Source organism: Bdellovibrio bacteriovorus (assembly GCF_048286975.1).
Classification (GTDB): Bacteria; Bdellovibrionota; Bdellovibrionia; order Bdellovibrionales; family Bdellovibrionaceae; genus Bdellovibrio; species Bdellovibrio bacteriovorus_H.
Window position 1 is genome coordinate 235,090 of sequence record NZ_JBLVRT010000004.1, and the last position, 17,385, is coordinate 252,474.

The 17,385-nt window shown below is 50.8% G+C and carries 18 protein-coding genes; 12 read left to right on the forward strand and 6 right to left on the reverse strand.

What is annotated here, in order from left to right; genetic code table 11:
* Entirely contained in the window at window positions 1-633 is a 633-nt protein-coding gene (gene rpe, locus ACNQKP_RS14050; protein ID WP_374035877.1) for a ribulose-phosphate 3-epimerase, read from the forward strand.
* On the opposite strand, the gene ACNQKP_RS14055 is transcribed toward rpe, so the two are convergent.
* Window positions 579-1,118 carry an NUDIX domain-containing protein gene (locus ACNQKP_RS14055; RefSeq protein ID WP_417865326.1) on the reverse strand — a complete coding sequence of 180 codons (540 nt, stop codon included), beginning with the start codon at window positions 1,116-1,118 and terminating at the stop codon, window positions 579-581. The two genes, rpe and ACNQKP_RS14055, sit on opposite strands and share 55 nt — an antisense overlap.
* 134 nt (window positions 1,119-1,252) lie before the next feature.
* Between ACNQKP_RS14055 and ACNQKP_RS14060 the strand changes: the two genes are divergently transcribed.
* From ACNQKP_RS14060 to ACNQKP_RS14085, 6 genes are all read left to right on the forward strand, one after another.
* Complete coding sequence (locus ACNQKP_RS14060) at window positions 1,253-1,780, forward strand: hypothetical protein (RefSeq protein WP_417865328.1); 528 nt, start codon at window positions 1,253-1,255, stop codon at window positions 1,778-1,780.
* A gap of 211 nt (window positions 1,781-1,991) precedes the next feature.
* Window positions 1,992-3,527: a histidine ammonia-lyase gene (gene hutH / locus ACNQKP_RS14065; protein ID WP_011165142.1), complete on the forward strand. Its 1,536-nt coding sequence runs from the start codon at window positions 1,992-1,994 to the stop codon at window positions 3,525-3,527.
* A 66-nt stretch (window positions 3,528-3,593) separates the two neighbouring features.
* Window positions 3,594-5,240, forward strand: coding sequence for a urocanate hydratase (gene hutU, locus ACNQKP_RS14070; RefSeq protein ID WP_417865330.1), 1,647 nt, complete (start codon window positions 3,594-3,596; stop codon window positions 5,238-5,240).
* A 289-nt stretch (window positions 5,241-5,529) separates the two neighbouring features.
* Window positions 5,530-6,561 (forward strand): ABC transporter substrate-binding protein, encoded by a 1,032-nt coding sequence (locus ACNQKP_RS14075; RefSeq protein WP_417865332.1) that lies wholly within the window; start codon window positions 5,530-5,532, stop codon window positions 6,559-6,561.
* Between the two features lie 6 nt (window positions 6,562-6,567).
* The gene (locus tag ACNQKP_RS14080; protein ID WP_417865334.1) at window positions 6,568-7,389 is read left to right on the forward strand and encodes an ABC transporter permease; all 822 of its coding nucleotides are present in this window, start codon (window positions 6,568-6,570) and stop codon (window positions 7,387-7,389) included.
* A complete protein-coding gene (locus ACNQKP_RS14085; RefSeq protein ID WP_417865336.1) occupies window positions 7,389-8,189 on the forward strand; it encodes an ABC transporter ATP-binding protein in 801 nt (266 codons plus the stop codon). Before ACNQKP_RS14080 ends, ACNQKP_RS14085 begins: the two co-directional genes overlap by 1 nt.
* Here ACNQKP_RS14085 and ACNQKP_RS14090 read toward each other — a convergent pair whose 3' ends face one another.
* The 3 genes from ACNQKP_RS14090 to ACNQKP_RS14100 all read right to left on the reverse strand — a co-directional run bounded on the left by ACNQKP_RS14090 (window position 8,190) and on the right by ACNQKP_RS14100 (window position 10,753).
* On the reverse strand, window positions 8,190-8,492 hold the full coding sequence (locus ACNQKP_RS14090; protein ID WP_417865338.1) for a hypothetical protein: 303 nt from the start codon (window positions 8,490-8,492) through the stop codon (window positions 8,190-8,192).
* 248 nt (window positions 8,493-8,740) lie between these two features.
* Window positions 8,741-9,436, reverse strand: a complete 696-nt coding sequence (locus ACNQKP_RS14095) for a hypothetical protein (RefSeq protein WP_417865340.1) — start codon at window positions 9,434-9,436, stop codon at window positions 8,741-8,743.
* Between the two features lie 9 nt (window positions 9,437-9,445).
* Window positions 9,446-10,753, reverse strand: a complete 1,308-nt coding sequence (locus tag ACNQKP_RS14100; protein ID WP_417865342.1) for a hypothetical protein — start codon at window positions 10,751-10,753, stop codon at window positions 9,446-9,448.
* A 129-nt stretch (window positions 10,754-10,882) separates the two neighbouring features.
* Between ACNQKP_RS14100 and ACNQKP_RS14105 the strand changes: the two genes are divergently transcribed.
* The 3 genes from ACNQKP_RS14105 to ACNQKP_RS14115 are packed head-to-tail and all read left to right on the forward strand — an operon-like array spanning window position 10,883 to window position 13,187.
* Window positions 10,883-11,617, forward strand: a complete 735-nt coding sequence (locus tag ACNQKP_RS14105; protein WP_417865344.1) for a hypothetical protein — start codon at window positions 10,883-10,885, stop codon at window positions 11,615-11,617.
* Complete coding sequence (locus tag ACNQKP_RS14110; protein WP_417865346.1) at window positions 11,608-12,627, forward strand: hypothetical protein; 1,020 nt, start codon at window positions 11,608-11,610, stop codon at window positions 12,625-12,627. Before ACNQKP_RS14105 ends, ACNQKP_RS14110 begins: the two co-directional genes overlap by 10 nt.
* Window positions 12,624-13,187, forward strand: a complete 564-nt coding sequence (locus ACNQKP_RS14115) for a hypothetical protein (RefSeq protein ID WP_417865348.1) — start codon at window positions 12,624-12,626, stop codon at window positions 13,185-13,187. The genes ACNQKP_RS14110 and ACNQKP_RS14115 overlap by 4 nt, the downstream gene beginning before the upstream one ends.
* Before the next feature lie 8 nt (window positions 13,188-13,195).
* On the opposite strand, the gene ACNQKP_RS14120 is transcribed toward ACNQKP_RS14115, so the two are convergent.
* Entirely contained in the window at window positions 13,196-15,085 is a 1,890-nt protein-coding gene (locus ACNQKP_RS14120) for a hypothetical protein (RefSeq protein WP_417865350.1), read from the reverse strand.
* Window positions 15,086-15,138: 53 nt separating this feature from the next.
* Complete coding sequence (locus ACNQKP_RS14125; RefSeq protein WP_417865352.1) at window positions 15,139-15,417, reverse strand: hypothetical protein; 279 nt, start codon at window positions 15,415-15,417, stop codon at window positions 15,139-15,141.
* Between the two features lie 95 nt (window positions 15,418-15,512).
* On the opposite strand from ACNQKP_RS14125, the gene ACNQKP_RS14130 reads away from it, so the two are divergent.
* Window positions 15,513-16,952 (forward strand): hypothetical protein, encoded by a 1,440-nt coding sequence (locus ACNQKP_RS14130; RefSeq protein WP_417865354.1) that lies wholly within the window; start codon window positions 15,513-15,515, stop codon window positions 16,950-16,952.
* Complete coding sequence (locus ACNQKP_RS14135) at window positions 16,922-17,338, forward strand: hypothetical protein (RefSeq protein ID WP_417865356.1); 417 nt, start codon at window positions 16,922-16,924, stop codon at window positions 17,336-17,338. The genes ACNQKP_RS14130 and ACNQKP_RS14135 overlap by 31 nt, the downstream gene beginning before the upstream one ends.
* The last annotated feature ends 47 nt before the right edge of the window (window positions 17,339-17,385 follow it).

Here is a 17,385-nt window from a genome sequence, read left to right on the forward strand (position 1 = left end):
ATGGTGGCTCCTTCCATTTTGTCGGCGGACTTTGCCAATCTTGAAAAAGAGATCAAGGCGGTCGCACAGGCGGGGGCTGACTGGATTCACGTCGATGTGATGGACGGGCGCTTTGTGCCGAATATCACCATTGGCATTCCGGTGGTGAAGGCTCTGAAAAAAGTGTCGCCACTTCCGTTGGATGTGCATCTGATGATCGAAGAACCAGAGCGCTATGTGGAAGAATTCGTGAAAGCGGGCAGTGACTATCTGACCATTCACGTGGAGTCCACCAAAGACGCCGCAGGCACTTTGAAGCGCATTCGTGAATTGGGCGCCAAACCCGGAATCACATTGCGCCCGCGCACGGCGGTGGAAGAGGTTCTGCCTCTGTTGCCATTGTGTGACCTGGTGCTGGTGATGACGGTGGAGCCGGGCTTCGGTGGTCAGTCCTTCATGAATGATCAGGTGGCGAAAATCACTCGTCTGCGTCAGGAAATTTCCTCCAAGAATTTGTCCTGCCTGATTGAAGTCGATGGCGGAATCAATGCGGAAACCGCGAAGATTTGCCACGAGGCGGATGTGTTCGTTGCCGGCAGTTATGTCTTTGGCAAGGAATACGGATCAGCGATTGCCAGTCTTAAAGGGTCGTAAAACGCTCGACCCTCTTCCAGATAAATAGCTCCCAGCCCCTGTTCTTGCGCCAGCATCACGCTGTGCACACGGCGACTGACAATCGGGGTGAGCATTTCCAGGGCCTTTTCAACGGCGACAAATTTGAAGTCTTTTATTTCATACATGGGCAGACGGATGTTTTGCGCCTGATGTTCAGTCAGATCTTTGGCGGAAAAAAGCAGCTGCATGTATTCGCCTTTGACGTCGCGGTTGCTGACATAGTCCACCGCCAGCAGCGAGCCTGCCTGAATATTCAATCCCAGTTCTTCTTTGAGCTCCCGCTGCAGAGCTTCGCTGGGGGACTCTTCGGCTTCGACAGTGCCTCCGGGCAGAATCCAGGCGGGGTTGTAGGTGGGTTGTACGATCAAAAGATCGCCTTTATAGAAAAGCAGTGCGCCCACACCAATGCGTTTTTTTGGCAATGAGGCATAGTATTCGCGGTCATCTTTGTAACTTCGTAACATAAGCGCTCCAAAGTCGTGTGTATCTGGACTGGGCTTTCGGTAGGGTGGGGTTTCGGTCGTTGACCCTGCGAAAGAGTCTCTTCAAAATTCTAAAGGATGCCTAAATTTTTTGGGTTACAAAAGGAGAAGACTTTATGAAAAAGCTCTTGGTCATGTTGGCTGTTGTTATGGGTTTCGGGAGCGTATCTCACGCAGACATTCTGCTAGAGCCGTATCTTGGTTACGAGACAGGTAAAACCACAGATCCAGATGGAAAGATCGATGGAACTGTGTTCGGTGCCCGTGTGGCGTATAAAACCCCGATTATGTTGTGGGTGGGCGTTGACGGTGCTTTCGGTTTGAGTGGTACTTCCAAGCCGGATGCTGGCGGTGATGAGACATCAAAAAGATCATCAGTCTATGGTGTTGTGGGGATTGATCTGCCGATCTTGCTGCGTGGATGGTTGGGAGTCAGTCTGAAGAACGAAGTTGATCTGGAAGATTCCGGAAAACTGAGCGGTAAGAGTACAAAGCTAGGCGTAGGGTTCACTGGTCTGCCATTCCTGTCTTTGAATTTGGAATATTTGAAAGACACATTTGATGAGCTGGATGGCAACAGCCTTGCCACAGATGCTCAGAGCGAAACTGTTATGTTCTCTGTTTCATTGCCTCTGGAATTCTAAAAAACACCAAAATTCCAATCCAAAAGCCACTCCGTTGGAGTGGCTTTTTTCGTTTAAAAGGTGCCTGGTGACTTTTTACACCTACGCCGCGTCAAAAAGGGCTGAAAATGCTGCGCTGTAGACGTAAAAAGTCACTAGGCACCTTTTCGATTCTTTGCCAGTTTTAGAGTGTTTGCGTTAGGATGCGGGCTTCTTAAGAGAGGCTCTGAATATGCAAATTACTGGTGAGAATATCACGCTCGAAAACCTATATGAAATCGCTCACAACCCTTCCATCAAAGCGGAGCTGTCTGCTTCTGGAAGAGCCAATATGCAAAAGTCCCGCGACTATATCGAGGGTCGTATTGCCAGTGGTGAAGTAATGTACGGTGTGAATACCGGCTTTGGTGCATTTTCTTCCGTGCGCATCTCGGATGCTGAAATTGAACAGCTGCAAAGAAATCTGATTCGTTCCCACTCCATGGGTATCGGTGCTCCGTTCACGAAAACGGAAACTCGCGCGATGATGGTTCTGCGTGCGAATGCTTTGGCCAAAGGCCACAGCGGTATTCGTCCACTGGTTGTAGAAAAAATTCTTGAGTTCCTGAACAACGACATCATCCCGGTGGTTCCTTCTCAGGGCTCTGTGGGCGCGTCTGGGGACTTGGCTCCGCTTTCTCATCTGGCGTTGACCATCATTGGTGAAGGCGAAGCGTGGGGTGCTGACGGCAAGCCAGTGCATGTGACTGAGTTGTTGAAACAAAAAGGCATCACTCCACTGGAGCTGAAAGCCAAAGAAGGTCTTTCCATGATCAACGGTTGTCAGGTGATGACTTCCATCGGTCTTTTGTCTTTGTGGGAAAATCGCCGCCTGTTGTGGTTGGCGGATCTTGCCGGTGCGATGTCTTTGGAAGGCTTGCGTGGTTCCAGAAAACCATTTGATCCATTGATTCAAGCCAGCCGCCCTCACGCCGGTGAAGGCAAGACCGGCCGCAATTTGATTAGACTTATGGGCGAAACCAGCCCGATCGCTGAAAGCCACGCCGTCAATGATCCGCGTGTTCAGGATGCGTATTCTTTGCGTTGTATGCCTGCTGTTCATGGCGCCGCTAAAGACGCTTTGAGATACGCGGTGAAGGTTCTGGAAACTGAAGCGAATTCTTCCACCGACAATCCACTGGTGTTTGCGGATGCGAACAAAGTTCTTTCCTGCGGTAACTTCCACGGGATGCCAGTGGCGCACGCAATGGACTTTGCGGGGATTGCGTTGTCTTCCCAGGCGAGCATCAGCGAATGCCGTATTTCCAAAATGATTTCCACCCAGATGAGTGAGCTTCCTCCGTTCCTGACCCCCAACGGGGGCTTGAATTCCGGTCACATGATCGTGCAGGTGGCAGCCGCTTCTTTGGTGAGCGAAAACAAAGTATTGGCGCACCCGGCGAGCGTGGATTCCATCCCGACGTCGGCAGAAAAAGAAGACCACGTTTCCATGGGTACGATTGCTGCCCGTAAGTTCGCACAGATTCTGCGTAACGCAGAAAATGTCGTAGCGATGGAATTGCTGTCGGCAACTCAGGCTTTGGATTTGTTGGCTCCGCTGAAACCGTCTGCTGCGGTGAAGGCTGCACACGAGCACATTCGCAAGACTGTGCCGTTTGCAAAAGAAGACCGCATTTTCTCTAAAGACGTCGAGGCGATCAAAGCCATGATGGTGTCTGGAGAACTGATGGCCGTCGTGGAAAACGCGGTCGGCAAACTGGAATGGTAGTTTTATTAAGTTAATGTCTGTCGCACTGCTTAAGCAAAAGTAAGCAGGTACCTTTTGGGAGGGATTATGTCTCGAGTAGTTAAGGCCCCTACGGGCAACAAGATGGTGTGTAAGGGGTGGTTGCAGGAAGCGGCTTATCGCATGATTCAGAACAATCTGGATCCGGTGATTGCTGAGCACCCGGAAAATTTGGTTGTCTATGGTGGTATCGGTAAAGCAGCTCGTAACTGGGAATCTTTCGACAAGATTCTGGAAGCTTTGAAAGAGCTTGAAAACGATGAAACTCTTTTGGTTCAGTCCGGTAAACCTATCGGTATTCTGAAAACACACGAAGACGCTCCTCGCGTGCTTCTGGCGAACTCCAACCTTGTGCCTAAATGGGCGACGTGGGAGCACTTCAACGAACTCGATAAAAAAGGTCTGATGATGTACGGTCAGATGACGGCGGGTTCCTGGATCTATATCGGAACACAAGGGATCATCCAGGGGACTTATGAGTCCTTCGTGGAAGCCGGTCGTCAGCACTTTGGCGGTAACCTTACCGGCCGCGTGATTTTGACAGCGGGCCTGGGTGGCATGGGTGGCGCACAACCGCTGGCGGGTGTCTTTGCCGGTGCCTGCGTTCTAGCGGTTGAAATCGATCCAACTCGTATTCAAAAACGCCTTGAAACCAAGTACGTGGATGAAGTGGCGACAGATCTTGACGACGCTTTGGCGCGCATCAAAAAGTACACAGCCGCCGGCGAAGCCAAATCCATTGCTTTGCAAGGTAACATGGCGACGGTGATCCACCAGTTGATCGAAAAGAACTTCACTCCGGATCTTTTGACCGATCAGACATCTGCGCACGATCCGCTGGTGGGCTACATCCCAGAGGGTTACACTGTAGAGACCGCGAAGACCTTCCGCGAACAAGACCAAAAAGCTTATTTGAAAGCGGCTTATGATTCCATGGCAAAACACGTTCGCGGCATGCTGGCGATGAAAGATCGCGGTGCTGTGACGTTTGACTATGGTAACAACCTGCGCGCGCGTGCTCAGGAAGCGGGTGTCGAAAATGCATTCGACTATCCAGGCTTTGTTCCGGCGTTCATCCGTCCTTTGTTCTGCAAAGGTTCAGGTCCGTTCCGCTGGGTGGCTTTGTCGGGTGATCCAAATGATATCAAAGTCACTGACGATGCGATGAGAAAACTATTCCCGCACAAGAAAGACCTGCTGCGCTGGTTGGACATGGCTGAAGAGCGCATTGCCTTCCAGGGCTTGCCAGCACGTATCTGCTGGTTGGAGTATGGAGAGCGTGCGAAAGCGGGCTTGATGTTCAATCAGCTGGTGGCTGAAGGTAAAGTGAAAGCGCCGATCGTAATCGGTCGTGATCACTTGGACTGCGGATCTGTGGCATCACCAAATCGTGAAACGGAAGCGATGAAAGACGGATCTGACGCTGTCAGTGACTGGGCGTTGCTGAATGCCCTTGTGAACACGGCTTGCGGTGCCACTTGGGTCAGCTTGCACCACGGTGGTGGTGTGGGCATGGGTTACAGCCAGCACGCGGGTCAGGTGATCGTTGCGGACGGTACGGAGAAAGCCGCACGTCGTTTGGAAAGAGTGTTAACTGCCGATCCAGCAATGGGTGTATTTAGACATTTGGACGCAGGTTATGAATTGGCTCACGACGTAGCGAAAGAACGCGGTGTCCGCAGTCTTTGGTTGTAGGGCCTGCGGCCACAGTGCTGCAGCGCCGGCAGGTGTGAAAGCTGAAGCAGCTCTCGCACTGTATGCGATCACATAAATGAATGCTCAAAGGCGTTGGAATTCTTCAGCGCCTTTTTTATTTCGGACTCTGAAGCTTATGTGGTTTCACAAAAAAATAAATTTCGTGAGTCCTCTCTGATTTTCTTCTCATATTCACATCGTGCTCAAATGAGACCCGAAAGTCTTGCCAACCTCTGCTATTCATCAGACCATTATTGTATGACGCTCTTTAATTGTTAGGAGGACTCCTATGAAAACCACCGCGAAAGCAGTTGCGATTTCTCGCGCTGTAAATGTGAAGGCCGTGAAGCTGCTGCTAAGCCTTTTTGTTTTGTTGCTTCTGTTTGTATTCAACTTTGAAGCAAAAGCCCAAACTCCGGATGTCGTGCGAGTTGGGAATCTGAAGTTCGCTCACTATGGTGCCATCAGTTACATGAGCGAATACTGCTCCAAGTACAACTTGAAGGTGACCGAGCGTGTGTTCGCCAAAGGCATTGATATTATGCCTGCGATCATCGCGGGTGAAATCGACGTGGCAGCCAGTGCGGCGGATGCGGCGATTGCCGGTCGTTCCGGTGGAGTGCCTATCTATGCTGTGGCTGGTTTTGCTGAAGGTGGCGCGCGCATCGTGATCCGTCCGGATCTGGGCATCAAATCGGTGAAAGACTTTAAAGGTAAAAAAGTCGGTGTGGCTCGTGGTGGAGCACAAGAGTTGTTGTTGCTGGCAGAACTTGCCAAGCACAACCTGACCTGGTCCGACCAGCCGGGTAAAGACGTGCGTATCGTGTACATGGCCTTCGCCGATTTGAATCAGGCATTGCAGGCAAAGAACATCGACGCCATGGCGCAGAGTGAGCCGCAGGCTTCTCAGGCGATCAACAAGGGCTTCGGTGTGGAACTGTTGAAACCGTACGACACTCCAATGGGTGAACCCATCCGTACTTTGGTGATGACTGAAAAGATGTACAACACCAAAAAGCCTGTTGCGGAAAGATTTATGAAGTGCTTCGTGGAAGCGACCAAAGCCTTCATTGAAAAACCAGAACTGGCTGAAAAATACGTGATCGAAAAAATGTTCAAAAACCAGATTTCATCCCAGGACTTCAAGGATGCTATCGGAAACTCTCCATACACTTATGATCTGACCGTAGAGCACATTCAGATCACCACAGACTTCATGGTGAAATACGGCGTGGGTCGTATGCAGAAGCCGCCTAAGGCTGCTGACTGGGTGAAGCTGGATCTGTTAACGGATGCCAAGAAGGCATTGGGTGTGAAGTAGGTGAGTATGAATAAGGATCAAGGATTGCTGTCTAAACTCAAAGGTGTCTGGGTACCGGCGATTGTGGTGATTTTGTGGGAAGTCGTGGTGCGAGCAGGTTGGGTGAATCCTCAGGTCCTTCCGGCTCCCTCGGCGGTCCTTGTAAAATGGTATCAGTACCTGATGCCGCTAGAAGCTTACGATCCGGCGCAAGGTTCGAAGTTTGCCTGGTATTTCTCGGGCGAACTGATTCGCGATCTTTGGGAAAGCTTCTATCGTGTGTTCCTGGGCTTTGTGATCGGTGGGGGCCTGGCTTTGCCGCTGGGTCTTTTGATGGGCGCCAGCCAGCGTATCTATGATTATATGAATCCGCTGATTCAGGTTCTGCGTCCGATCCCGCCAATTGCCTACATTCCTTTGGCGATCTTGTGGTTCGGGTTGGGGAATCCTCCGGCGGTGTTCCTGATTGCTTTGGGGGCGTTCTTCCCGGTCCTGATGAATACCATTGTGGGTGTGCGGGCAGTGGACAGCATCTATATCCGCGCTGGAAAAAATCTGGGTGCGGGATCCTTTTTGATGTTCAGAAAAATCATCGTGCCGGCAGCGATGCCGTACATCCTCAGTGGTGTGCGCATCGGTATCGGGACAGGTTTCATCTGTATGATCGTGGCTGAAATGATCGCGGTGAACAACGGTCTGGGTTATCGCATTCTGGAAGCACGTGAGTACTTCTGGTCGGACAAGATCATCGCCGGAATGTTCTCTATCGGTCTGCTGGGGCTTGCGATTGACACTGTCGTCAGCCGTTTGAATAACTATCTGCTGCGCTGGCATCGAGGTCTTGAGTAATGTCGAATCCAACACAAATTGAAATCAAACATGTTTCCAAAGTCTTTAAAGGATCCGAGCAGGATGTGATTGCCCTGAAAGATATTGATTTCAATATCCCGGAAGGTCAGTTCGTGTGTCTGTTGGGTCCCTCGGGTTGTGGCAAGAGCACTCTTTTGAATGCCATTGCCGGATTCTCAGCACCTTCAGACGGAGACGTCTTCGTCGGGGGACATAAGATCGTCGAGCCCGGCCCGGACCGCGGCATGGTGTTTCAGGAATACGCTTTGTTCCCATGGATGACGGTCGAGGATAACATCACCTTCGGTCTTAAAATCAAAAACGCGCCGCCGGATCAGATTGAACAAAAGCTGCAGCAGCTTTTGAAAACGCTGAAGCTGACGGACTTCCGCAAGCGCTTCCCGAAAGATCTTTCCGGGGGGATGAGGCAGCGTGTGGCTATTGCCCGCGTGCTGGCGCTGGACCCGCCGATCATGCTGATGGATGAACCGTTCGGTGCCTTGGATGCTTTGACCCGCCGAAGCCTGCAGGATGAACTGTTGAAGATCTGGAGCGAGCTGAAAAAAACAGTCGTGTTCGTCACACATAGTATTGAAGAAGCCATTTATCTGGCAGATCGTATTATTGTGATGAGCTATCGTCCGGGCACCGTGAAAAAAGACGTGATTGTTCAAATCCCGCGTCCGCGCAATCCCGCAGATGTTGATTTCAACAATCTAAAACGTGAACTGTCACAGATGGTGATGGCAGAGCAAAATCGCTTCGAAATGGCCCAGATGTCGGGCTCGACCGGAGACTGATTATTCGTCCGTAGGGGAGCCGGTGGTCACACTGTTGTTTGTGGTCACGCGGCTTCGGCTCATTTGATGCAGTTTGTGTCCGAAGTGGTGCAACAGCATACCCAAGAATGAAAAACCAACTCCCAAAACCAGTGTCGTCGTCGTGGATACGAATGCCAGATTTAAGAATTCTTTGATCGAGGGTGCTTCGGTGTAGGACAGCTTCAGACTGTTACGAATCAAGAGCGGCAGGATGTATCCCAGGGTCATCAGCAAAGAGTTTTCCAGAATGTGGATGAATCTGCGCGCCAGCAGGCCATTCATGAGAAATAGCAGACACAGGAAGTTGACGGAGTCGCCAATGATCTCCCAGTTCAGCGCTTGATACACAAGGACCAGCGAGCCCGAAAAAAAGAGGGTGTAATAGACCCACAAGCTTCGGCTGTGCAAAAATGAACCGCTTTTTGTCATGCAATAGACCCTCTAGGTTTAATCTTAACAGAGGGTCTGTGGATTGAAATATTGTGACTGATTATTAATGCCGGTCAGGACCTAAGAGCAGGTCCTAAGTCTTACTGGCAAAGGCATTCCTTATAGCGGCAAGACAGAATTTTACCGTGGTTGTTGTACTGGAACTCGAACACGACGTTGTCGTGCTTTTCCAGATTCACGGTGGTCTTGTCTTTGAGTTCCAGGACAGACTTCACTTCGTGTTTGCTGACTTTACCCAGGGCAAGCAGGGACTCTAAAGTCTCATCGCCCTTCAGGGCCAGACGCTCTGGGTAGCCTTCCGCATCCAGTTTGAAGAAGCGGATTTCCACTTTGTCTTTCGCATTGGTGTTGTCGGCGGTGATCAAGTGCACGCGGCGCAAAGATCCATCCGGCAAAGTCAGGTGGTAGTTTTCAAGAGAGATTTCTTCTTTGGCAACACCGACACTTTTTTGCAGGTATTCCATCAGGGCTTCCGGGGTGGCGATAGCTTGAGCTGCCACTTCCGGAGCGCAGGCCTGCAAAGAAGCCAGGAAGGTGTCTTTGCCGGAATCGTTCTGAACTTGCGCATTGCCTTTTTCACCCAGGAAACTGTCGTCGCCCGCAGTGGTCGCCGGAGTAGCCGCCGTCGCTGCGGCCTTTTCACCTTCCGCCACTTGCAAAGCTTCCTGCTGCTTTTGATGGAAAAGAATATGCAGGAAGTAATAGTCCGTTGCCACGCCCAGTGCGAAAAGCACCAGGCCCCAAGTGATCCATGTGCTAAGTTTAGTCGATCTCATAGTTCCTTTTTATTCCTGAGTTAAATCCGGAGCCCAATGGTCCCATGATTGGCAGGTTCTTGCACGCTGCGAAGGCCCACGAGCTTCACCCCAGCGGTACTCACCACTGTCATGTGGATTGTTGGAAATCAGACCCTGGAACAAACGGCGTTTGAACTCTGCCAGATCCATTTTGCGGCCTGGAAGGTAGTCCACCACGCACACGGAAGCAGAAGTCACAGCCTGAGCTGCCATGCGGGAGGTTTCCTGAGCCGCAGACAAAGAAATCGCCGGGAAGATTTTGTCCAATTGAGCTTTTGTGGAAGCGCTCAACTGGTTGCCACCGTTGATTTGCAGGATTTCTTTATAAGCGCGACGCAAAGACATGAAGTCGTCAAAGATACGACGGTCACGGTTTGGCGTGGAGTATGTGTCATAAGTAGCATAGTCCATGCACTTATTGTTGCGTTTCAAATAGTCCAGACCTTCATTGATGGAAGTCACGCGGTCCGCAAAGCCAGAACAAGTGGTTTTGATCAGACGAGCCACCAACTGGTCATCGGTTTCCTGGCGCAGGGCCAGACGGCTTTGCACGTGGCGAACCCATTTGTTCAAAGGAATTTTGAACTGCTCATCGCTGTAGCCCGGGGACTGCCATACTGGTTTGTTCAACGCTGAAGCCGGTCTCCAGTAACGGAAGCCCGCACCGCTGTTCACAGAGTAATCGCCCTCAAACACCCAGTCTGGATTTGGCCAGGACTGACGTTCTTGCAGACCGAAACCAGAGTTCGCACCCACAACAGAGTTGTAAACCAGGTAGGGAACACCGATCGGCAGGATCTCTTTGATCGTCCAGGAGTGGTGGTTCTTTTTGCTGGTCGCCATCAAACCGCCAGAGCGGATCGTGTTGCGGTTGATTGCCACTGGATAAGTGTCGTTCGGAAGGGAACGCGTGGACATCACACCATAGATATACCAAAGGAAGTTGCGCACGCGCTGATTTTCGCTTTGGCCATCCCAACGGCTCATTTTGTTAGAGATGGTTTTACCCGCCGCTGTAGGATCCTGAGCCACGAATGGCAGACGGTTTTCATAGGCGAAGATGATACGCATGGAATAAACAGTGTCAGCACAGTCGACACGCAGACCATAATAAGGATTGGTTTGCCCGTTGCGCAAAGACTTGCGAGAGAAGAAGTCCGTGCGCCATTCAGTACGAACCCATTCCGCATAGCGGTCTTCATAGGTTTGGGACCATTCGTTGACCTCAGTCCAAACAGCCGCGTTGGCCGTGGTTCCCATCAACAACATTACAGAAACTAAGAGACTACGAAGCATTTTACCCCCTCGAGTGTTACACCGGGGCAGGGGTATATTGCTGGCAGGTAAGGATCAATGGAATTATTATAGAGCGTCGTGTGTCATCTCGAATTTTATACCGCAGCTCGCTAGTATGCCGCGTTATCTATGCGAACATTCATCCAGCTCACCTTTTTTGTGGTCATTTTGTCCCTTTTGGCTTGTCAGTCAAAAGAGGAGCCTGTCACTCGGGAAAGCCGTCTTTCCAAGGGGCACCAATTGATCGATCAGGGGCGCTGGGATGAGGCAATTGAGTACTTGTCGAAGCTAGAGCAGCAGGATCCGCATCTGCACGTAAGACTGGCGCTGGCATCCGCCTTTGCGGGCCGGGCCGGGGTGCGCATCGAAAAGATCTACTCCTTTGTGACGGTCCGTAATCTGAAGCCAATGGCTGTTTCATTAAGCGCGGTTCGCGTGGATCAAAAAACTCAGGAACTGATGCAGTCCCTGGGCCGGTATGCCGCCCAGTGGGAGAAAATCCCGGAAGTAAAATCTGAAGGTCGTGAGGACTTAACTCGTGCCTTGCAAGTGCTGGCCGAACAACCGGAAGCCGGGGCGCGCCTTTATGCCGCGACTTTGCGGGTGGTGCTTTTAAAGTCCGTCGTCAATGAAGGTCTTTTGAACTGGCAGGTAGTGCGCAGCCAGAAGGTCTGTTCGGATCTGGTTCAGCCTTACTTTGAATGGGCTTTGCAGTTGGTGGATCATTTGATCGTGATCAGTGAGGATCTGACTTCCGCGTTCCCCGAAAAAAAATCTGAATTCAGCCGTTACACCCAAGATCTGCTGCGTTTCAAAAAAGAAGCCGAAGCTATTCCCTGGCCTCAGGAAAAAGTATGCTTCTAAGAATTCTTTCGGCGATCACTCTGACGTTCGCTTCCGTATGCGCACAAGCAGCGACGTATTCTCCAGCCATTCGTGATGGGGGCAGTCGTTTCTTGGCGCGCTCACTGGGCAGTGCTTGCTATTCCATGGACAGTCTGCGCCGGGGACTTCCGTGCAATCCAGCTTATGTCGCGAAAGAAAAATCCCCGCGCTTTGATACTGATCTGCTATTGGGCAGCAATATGGAATACCTGCGCGAAGCAGAGGCCTTGCTGAATGGAAACAGCGACGAAGCATCGGTTGCAAAAATGTTTTCCCGCCGCGAAGCTGTGGACGGGGAAATTTCCATCGAAGCTTCCTTTCAACGTCCGACCTGGGGCATTTCCGTTGAACCGTACCGACTGGTGTATGTCTATCAGTTTGAAAACGCGTCGTTACCCATGGTGGACATGATTGCTTCGGAAGAACAAAGCTTCAAAGCGCAGCTTGCCAGTTTCACCTCCGGAAACTTCTATGCGGGCCTGCAGCTTCGCTACACGCATGTGAAGTATGTCGGCAATTATTTCTCGGTGGTTGAAGCGGTGGCCGGGGACCGAGACGAACTTTTTGAAATTCACAATCAGGATATCTTGTATGTCGAGCCAGGTCTTTTATATGCCTGGGAAGACGTCCTGTGGGAGCCGCAGATTTCTGCGATGCTTTCCCAATGGGGTGTCAGCGATAAAAAATCCGAGCAGTATCCCATCCGTCCTCAAGGTTTGCTGGGGGCTTCCGTAAAGCCTGCAGTTCCGCTGGGACTTTTGGAAGTGGGGGTGCAGTTTCAGGTGCACAACGAAACTGAAAACTTCCAGGACGCAGTTCGCGGAGCCGTGACCTATCAGTTGGGTGTGCTTCAAGGGGTTCTTAGTGCTTCCCAGTATGATCAGGCGGCGGCGTTTTTGGCGACGTACAAAAGTTTTTCCACGGGGCTTTCATATTGGAGTGAGCGCACGAACAAGTCCGTCTTTGTGCAGTTCGGGGTGAGCCTGTGAGGCTTTTGCTCTTCGTGGTTTTTTTGGTGTTTTTAAGTGGAGAGTCCTTCGCGGGCGATCGCCGTGATGTGGACTATTCGGGGCCGTCCAACTGGAATGAGTTCCGCGCCTTTGTTCAAAAGCAGCAGCAAGAAGACGAGCAGGCGGGTGTGGCTTACATGATCTCCGGTGCAGTGGCGGCTATCGGCGGTACGGTCGGTTATCAGCAATCAGAGGAAATTTTCAGCCGCACCATTTTTGCCATTACCTCAAACGTGGGATTGGCGGCGATAGGATTGGGCGCGACGTATTATTACACCGGCAACGAGATGGATTCGTTCTTTTATGCCATCGATGGGTCTTCGTTATCGCTGGCAGAAAAGAATGAAGTTTTGCAGAGATTCCTTGAAAAAGAGCGCGAAGAAAAAGAAAAGCGCAAATGGATCCGGGTGGCCACGCATGCCTTGCTGGCTGCTGCCAATATCTATAGTGCGACTCAGGAGGAAAACAGCGACGTGCGCTCTGTGTTCTATTTCCTGGGCGGAGCCAACACCTTGTTGGCGGTGACCTACAGTTTTTAATTTAATAATTAGCGGCGGTTTTTGCAGCAGTAAGGGACAATCGGTAGTGAACCGTCTTGTGTTGTTCCGAAGGTGAATGCTCCTGCAGACCAGGTGTTGCTTGCGGCCGAGCAGAGAATGACGTGCGCGCTGGAGTTGTCGCTGAGTTGTCCAATCCACAAGCTGGTGTCAGTTGCGATGAAGTCCGATTGGCACAAGCCGACAGCTTGCTGCAGGTCGCAAAGTTTGCCCCCTGCATTCAGACATTGAGTCATGGAAGCGGCGAAGTTCGTTCCGGTGCTGGACAGCTTTTGAGCGCAGAACGGGTCCCCTTTATTGATCAAAGTCCAACCCGAGTCACAGGGATTGGTTGTTTTCCATGCAGCTAAAGCAGAGTCGTAGACCAAGGAGCCACCGTCAAAGTATCCAGCGGACACATTCACAGGCTTGCCCTGGATTTTTGCAATAGTCGGATTAGGGTAAGTTCCCGACAGATCGCCACCCGCGGTTCCCGCAGGTGTACGGGCGTCGCTGAAGCGGGCATCATTTCCGGCGGCCAGAGTATTGGCCGTAGTACCGACGTTGGCGGTAATGGATGGGGCGGTGCTGCCGTTAGCCACTGTAATGTAGGCATTGGCGCTGGTAACTCCACTGATAATATTGACTGTGGTTCCGCCAGCTGAGGTTAAACGACCTTGAGCATCTACGGTGAAAGAAGGAATCTGCGTGGCACTTCCATAGCTTCCGGCTGTCACGCCGGTGTTAGCTAAAGAGAGGGTGCCCGTGGCTGTGATGGTGCCCCCCGTAAGGCCTGTACCTGCAGCGATGGAAGTCACTGTGCCAGTTCCCGTTGGGACTGTCGCTGGAACCCAGTCCGTGCCATTGTAGCGAAGCACCTGGCCGCTGGTTGGCGTTGCCGCTGATACGTTCACTCCACGCAAGCGGGTGACTTGAGTTGCATTGTGAGTTCCTGTGACATCGCCAGCCAGACTTAAAGCAATCGCCTGACAGTTCATGGAGTCACCAACGGAATTGTAGTACATGGTCTCTTGAGGCCCACAAGACGGCATCGCCGCTTTGGATAGCTTCGAAGTCAGTTCTGCATTCAGATTGCTGACTTCCGTGATGGCCAGTGCCCCAGCAACCCACTGGGTGCCGTTGTGTTTCAGAACTTGGCCGCTGGTGCCCGTTGGAAGTGCGAAATTGTTGCCAGTTGTGTCGGTCACACAAGACAAGGTAGTTCCATTGGAAGTCAGAATACTTCCTGCGGCACAAGTCGGCAGTGATGCCTTGGCAAAGGCCTTCACCGTCGGGTCAGTTTCCGTTTTGATGAATTTATCGTAGTCCCCAACCACCGACAGCAAAGCTGCCATCTGAGTCGGTGTCATCGCCGGAGCGGTTCCGCCGTCAACACGCAAAAGGCTTGTGGAGTCGTAGTTGCCAAGTTTGTTTGCAGACTGGGCATTCTGGGATTCCGTGGCAAAGGGAACAGCTTTTAGCTTTTGCGCCGCAAAGCTTTGCCAAGCAGTTCCGTCATAGAAAGAAATACGTAGAGATCTTTCATCCGCAGGGCCAGGGGTGAAGCTTCCGCCACCTTTACAAGTCAGTGTCGCACTGTTGGAAATGACTTTTTCCAAAGGCATATCGCCGCTTGAATAAACTCGTGTGCCAGATCCCAGCACTAGATTGAAGCGGCCTTTGGATCCACCCATGTCCAGATTATTGATTGTTTCCTGATATACTACGCAAGTGGAGTCAGGGGACAGGACCTCAAGATTGAAGCTGACGGCTCTTGATTCCAAATCACCGCCATCAGGGCGAATAATCTTCCCTGAAACGTTATAGCCATCCGCCTTTGCGGCAAAGGCAAACAAAAGCGAGATTATCAACAAAGGATAACGAACGTGCTTTGGTTTCATTCCATAACTTATTCGGAATTATTAGGATAAATCCTTAGGATTTTGACCGTATTTTAGTCGGCATCTTCATTAAGAATCAGAAGGTAGCCTTGAGATGAGACAAACTGGGTGCTTCTGTCTTCTTTCGAAACAGTGGCCTCCAGTTTATAACCTCCAGCTGAAGTGGAAACCGCATGGCTGGCCAGATCTGTTTTAATAAAAGAGGCTCCCGTAGGGCTGCCTGTGCTAGGGGCGGGAGTCTGTCCTTTTAAAAAGCTGACCTGAGGGGTGACGTCGGAACATCCCCCCAAGAACAGCAACGCACTAAAAAGACTTAAAGACAGTTTAAGCATTCATAATACTTATCGGACGAAAGGAACTGGACTTTAGTGCGTTCAGTTTTCGCGCATTTAAACAGATAAGACATTGATAATTATGGAAAGAGGAGATGATCGTGCAACGTTCAAGGACATCCTTTTGGTTTTACACATTCTGTTGCCTGGCTTCATTTACTGCATTTGGCTGGTATGAAGTCACTCGTCCAACTGCTGGTGCTGGCGAATATGCCTCCAGTGCTGAAGAGCAGGTGATTAAAAAGCTGCAGACCGTTAATAAATCCCTGACGGGGATTGGAACGACGGCGGCTAAAGACGACATGACCTGCACCTGTAACTTCGGTGATGTGGAAAACATGATCACGTTCGAAAAGCCTGAAAACTGCGGGCCGGAGCGCAACTATTTGCAGAAGCAGTTTGAAGCTTTCAAAAAAGCCGATCCGAAGGGGTTGTTCGCGGGTGGACGTGATTATTCCAAGACCGCAGAAATTCTGCCACGCAAGTGTGCTCTTTATATCATGAAGCGTTTCTGGAAAGACCGCGCGCTGACGCCGGAAGAAAAGCGCGAGGCGGATATCGAGTTCAACCGCACGGCTCCACCGACCAATCAGCGTGAAGTCAAAGACGTGAAAGACTATAAAAAAGACCCATGGCTGTTCGCGAAGTGTGACAAGGACACAGGCACTCCAGAACGCTATGGCCACAAGGCTTGCGTGACAGAAAACTATGTGAATCTGGTTTATAACTCTTTGATTGATGTGGCGGACTGTCTGGAAGTTCCGGCGAAGTTCATTGCGCCGAAACTTTCCAATGAAAGCGGTCTGCACGTGAATGCATTTGGTCTGGTGAATGACGGTGGTATTGGTCAGTTCACGGATCAGGCGTTGGCGGATGTGGCTCAGAACTTTGAAAACTTCAAAGGCCGTATCAACAACAGCACCAAAGAATCCTGCCAAAGACTGCGCAGCATTCCAGGCGCGGTTCCAGCCAAAGCAGAAGAAATCCTGTCCGAGGATTCTCAGCGCTGCCATGCGATTTCTACACCGCCGAATCCTTTAAGAAGTATGGTTTACTATGGTATCTTCTATCATGCGACCAAAAGAAATTCGAACGGGGCGTGGAACCGTTCCACGGATGCTAAAAATCCGGATTTCAAAGGTGTTGAGCAGTTGATGAAAGACGCCGGAATTGACAGCTTCGACAAAGAGTCCATCAAAGAGATGATCTTTGTGATGGCTTACAATTCGGGTCCGGGTCGTCCGCCAGTATTCTATCGTGAGTGGTTGAAATACCGTATCGCGACACTGAAAAAGTATCCGATCACGAAAGCTGACTTTGACATGAATTACTGGCCGACAGGGGCTCAGTTGAAAGCCAAGGCCGGGGAAGCCCGCGCCAAAGCGATTGGCAAAAAGACACCTTTGACGTTGGCGGAATACCTGTTCGCATATAAAGATTCTCTTTATATCCCAGCGGTAAAAGCACAAGCACGCGTATTGGATAAAGCACTAGGAGCAGGCACATGCACAGAAAACAAATTCTTGGAACTGTAGTCGCGGTACTGATGGGTCTTTCTGTGAATGCGGCGCAAGCGGCCAAAGTGGACGTTTTTGCTGAGTTCAATAAAAAGATCACGAAGCTTGAAGGGGAGTTGAAAAAGGAAAAAGACGTGACCAAGCGTTACGATATTTTCCTGAAGAATTACCGTGAAATGGGTGAGTTGAGATCCAAGAACCCACGACAGGGTGAGGAAAAAGAAATCAATATGAGTCTATTCATGGACTCATTGGCATTCTTGCCAGAGAAAAAAGACTTCCAGGCGTCCAAATGCAAGGACTATAAAAAGGAAGTGAATGACATGATGAAGTCCTATGCAAAGGATCAAAAAGAGCCTTTTGTTGATAAAGCCTTCAATGTCGTGGACCTGATCTGTAAGTAAGCAGATTAAAAAATCACTTAATATGGTGCCTTCAGCCCTGCTAGAGA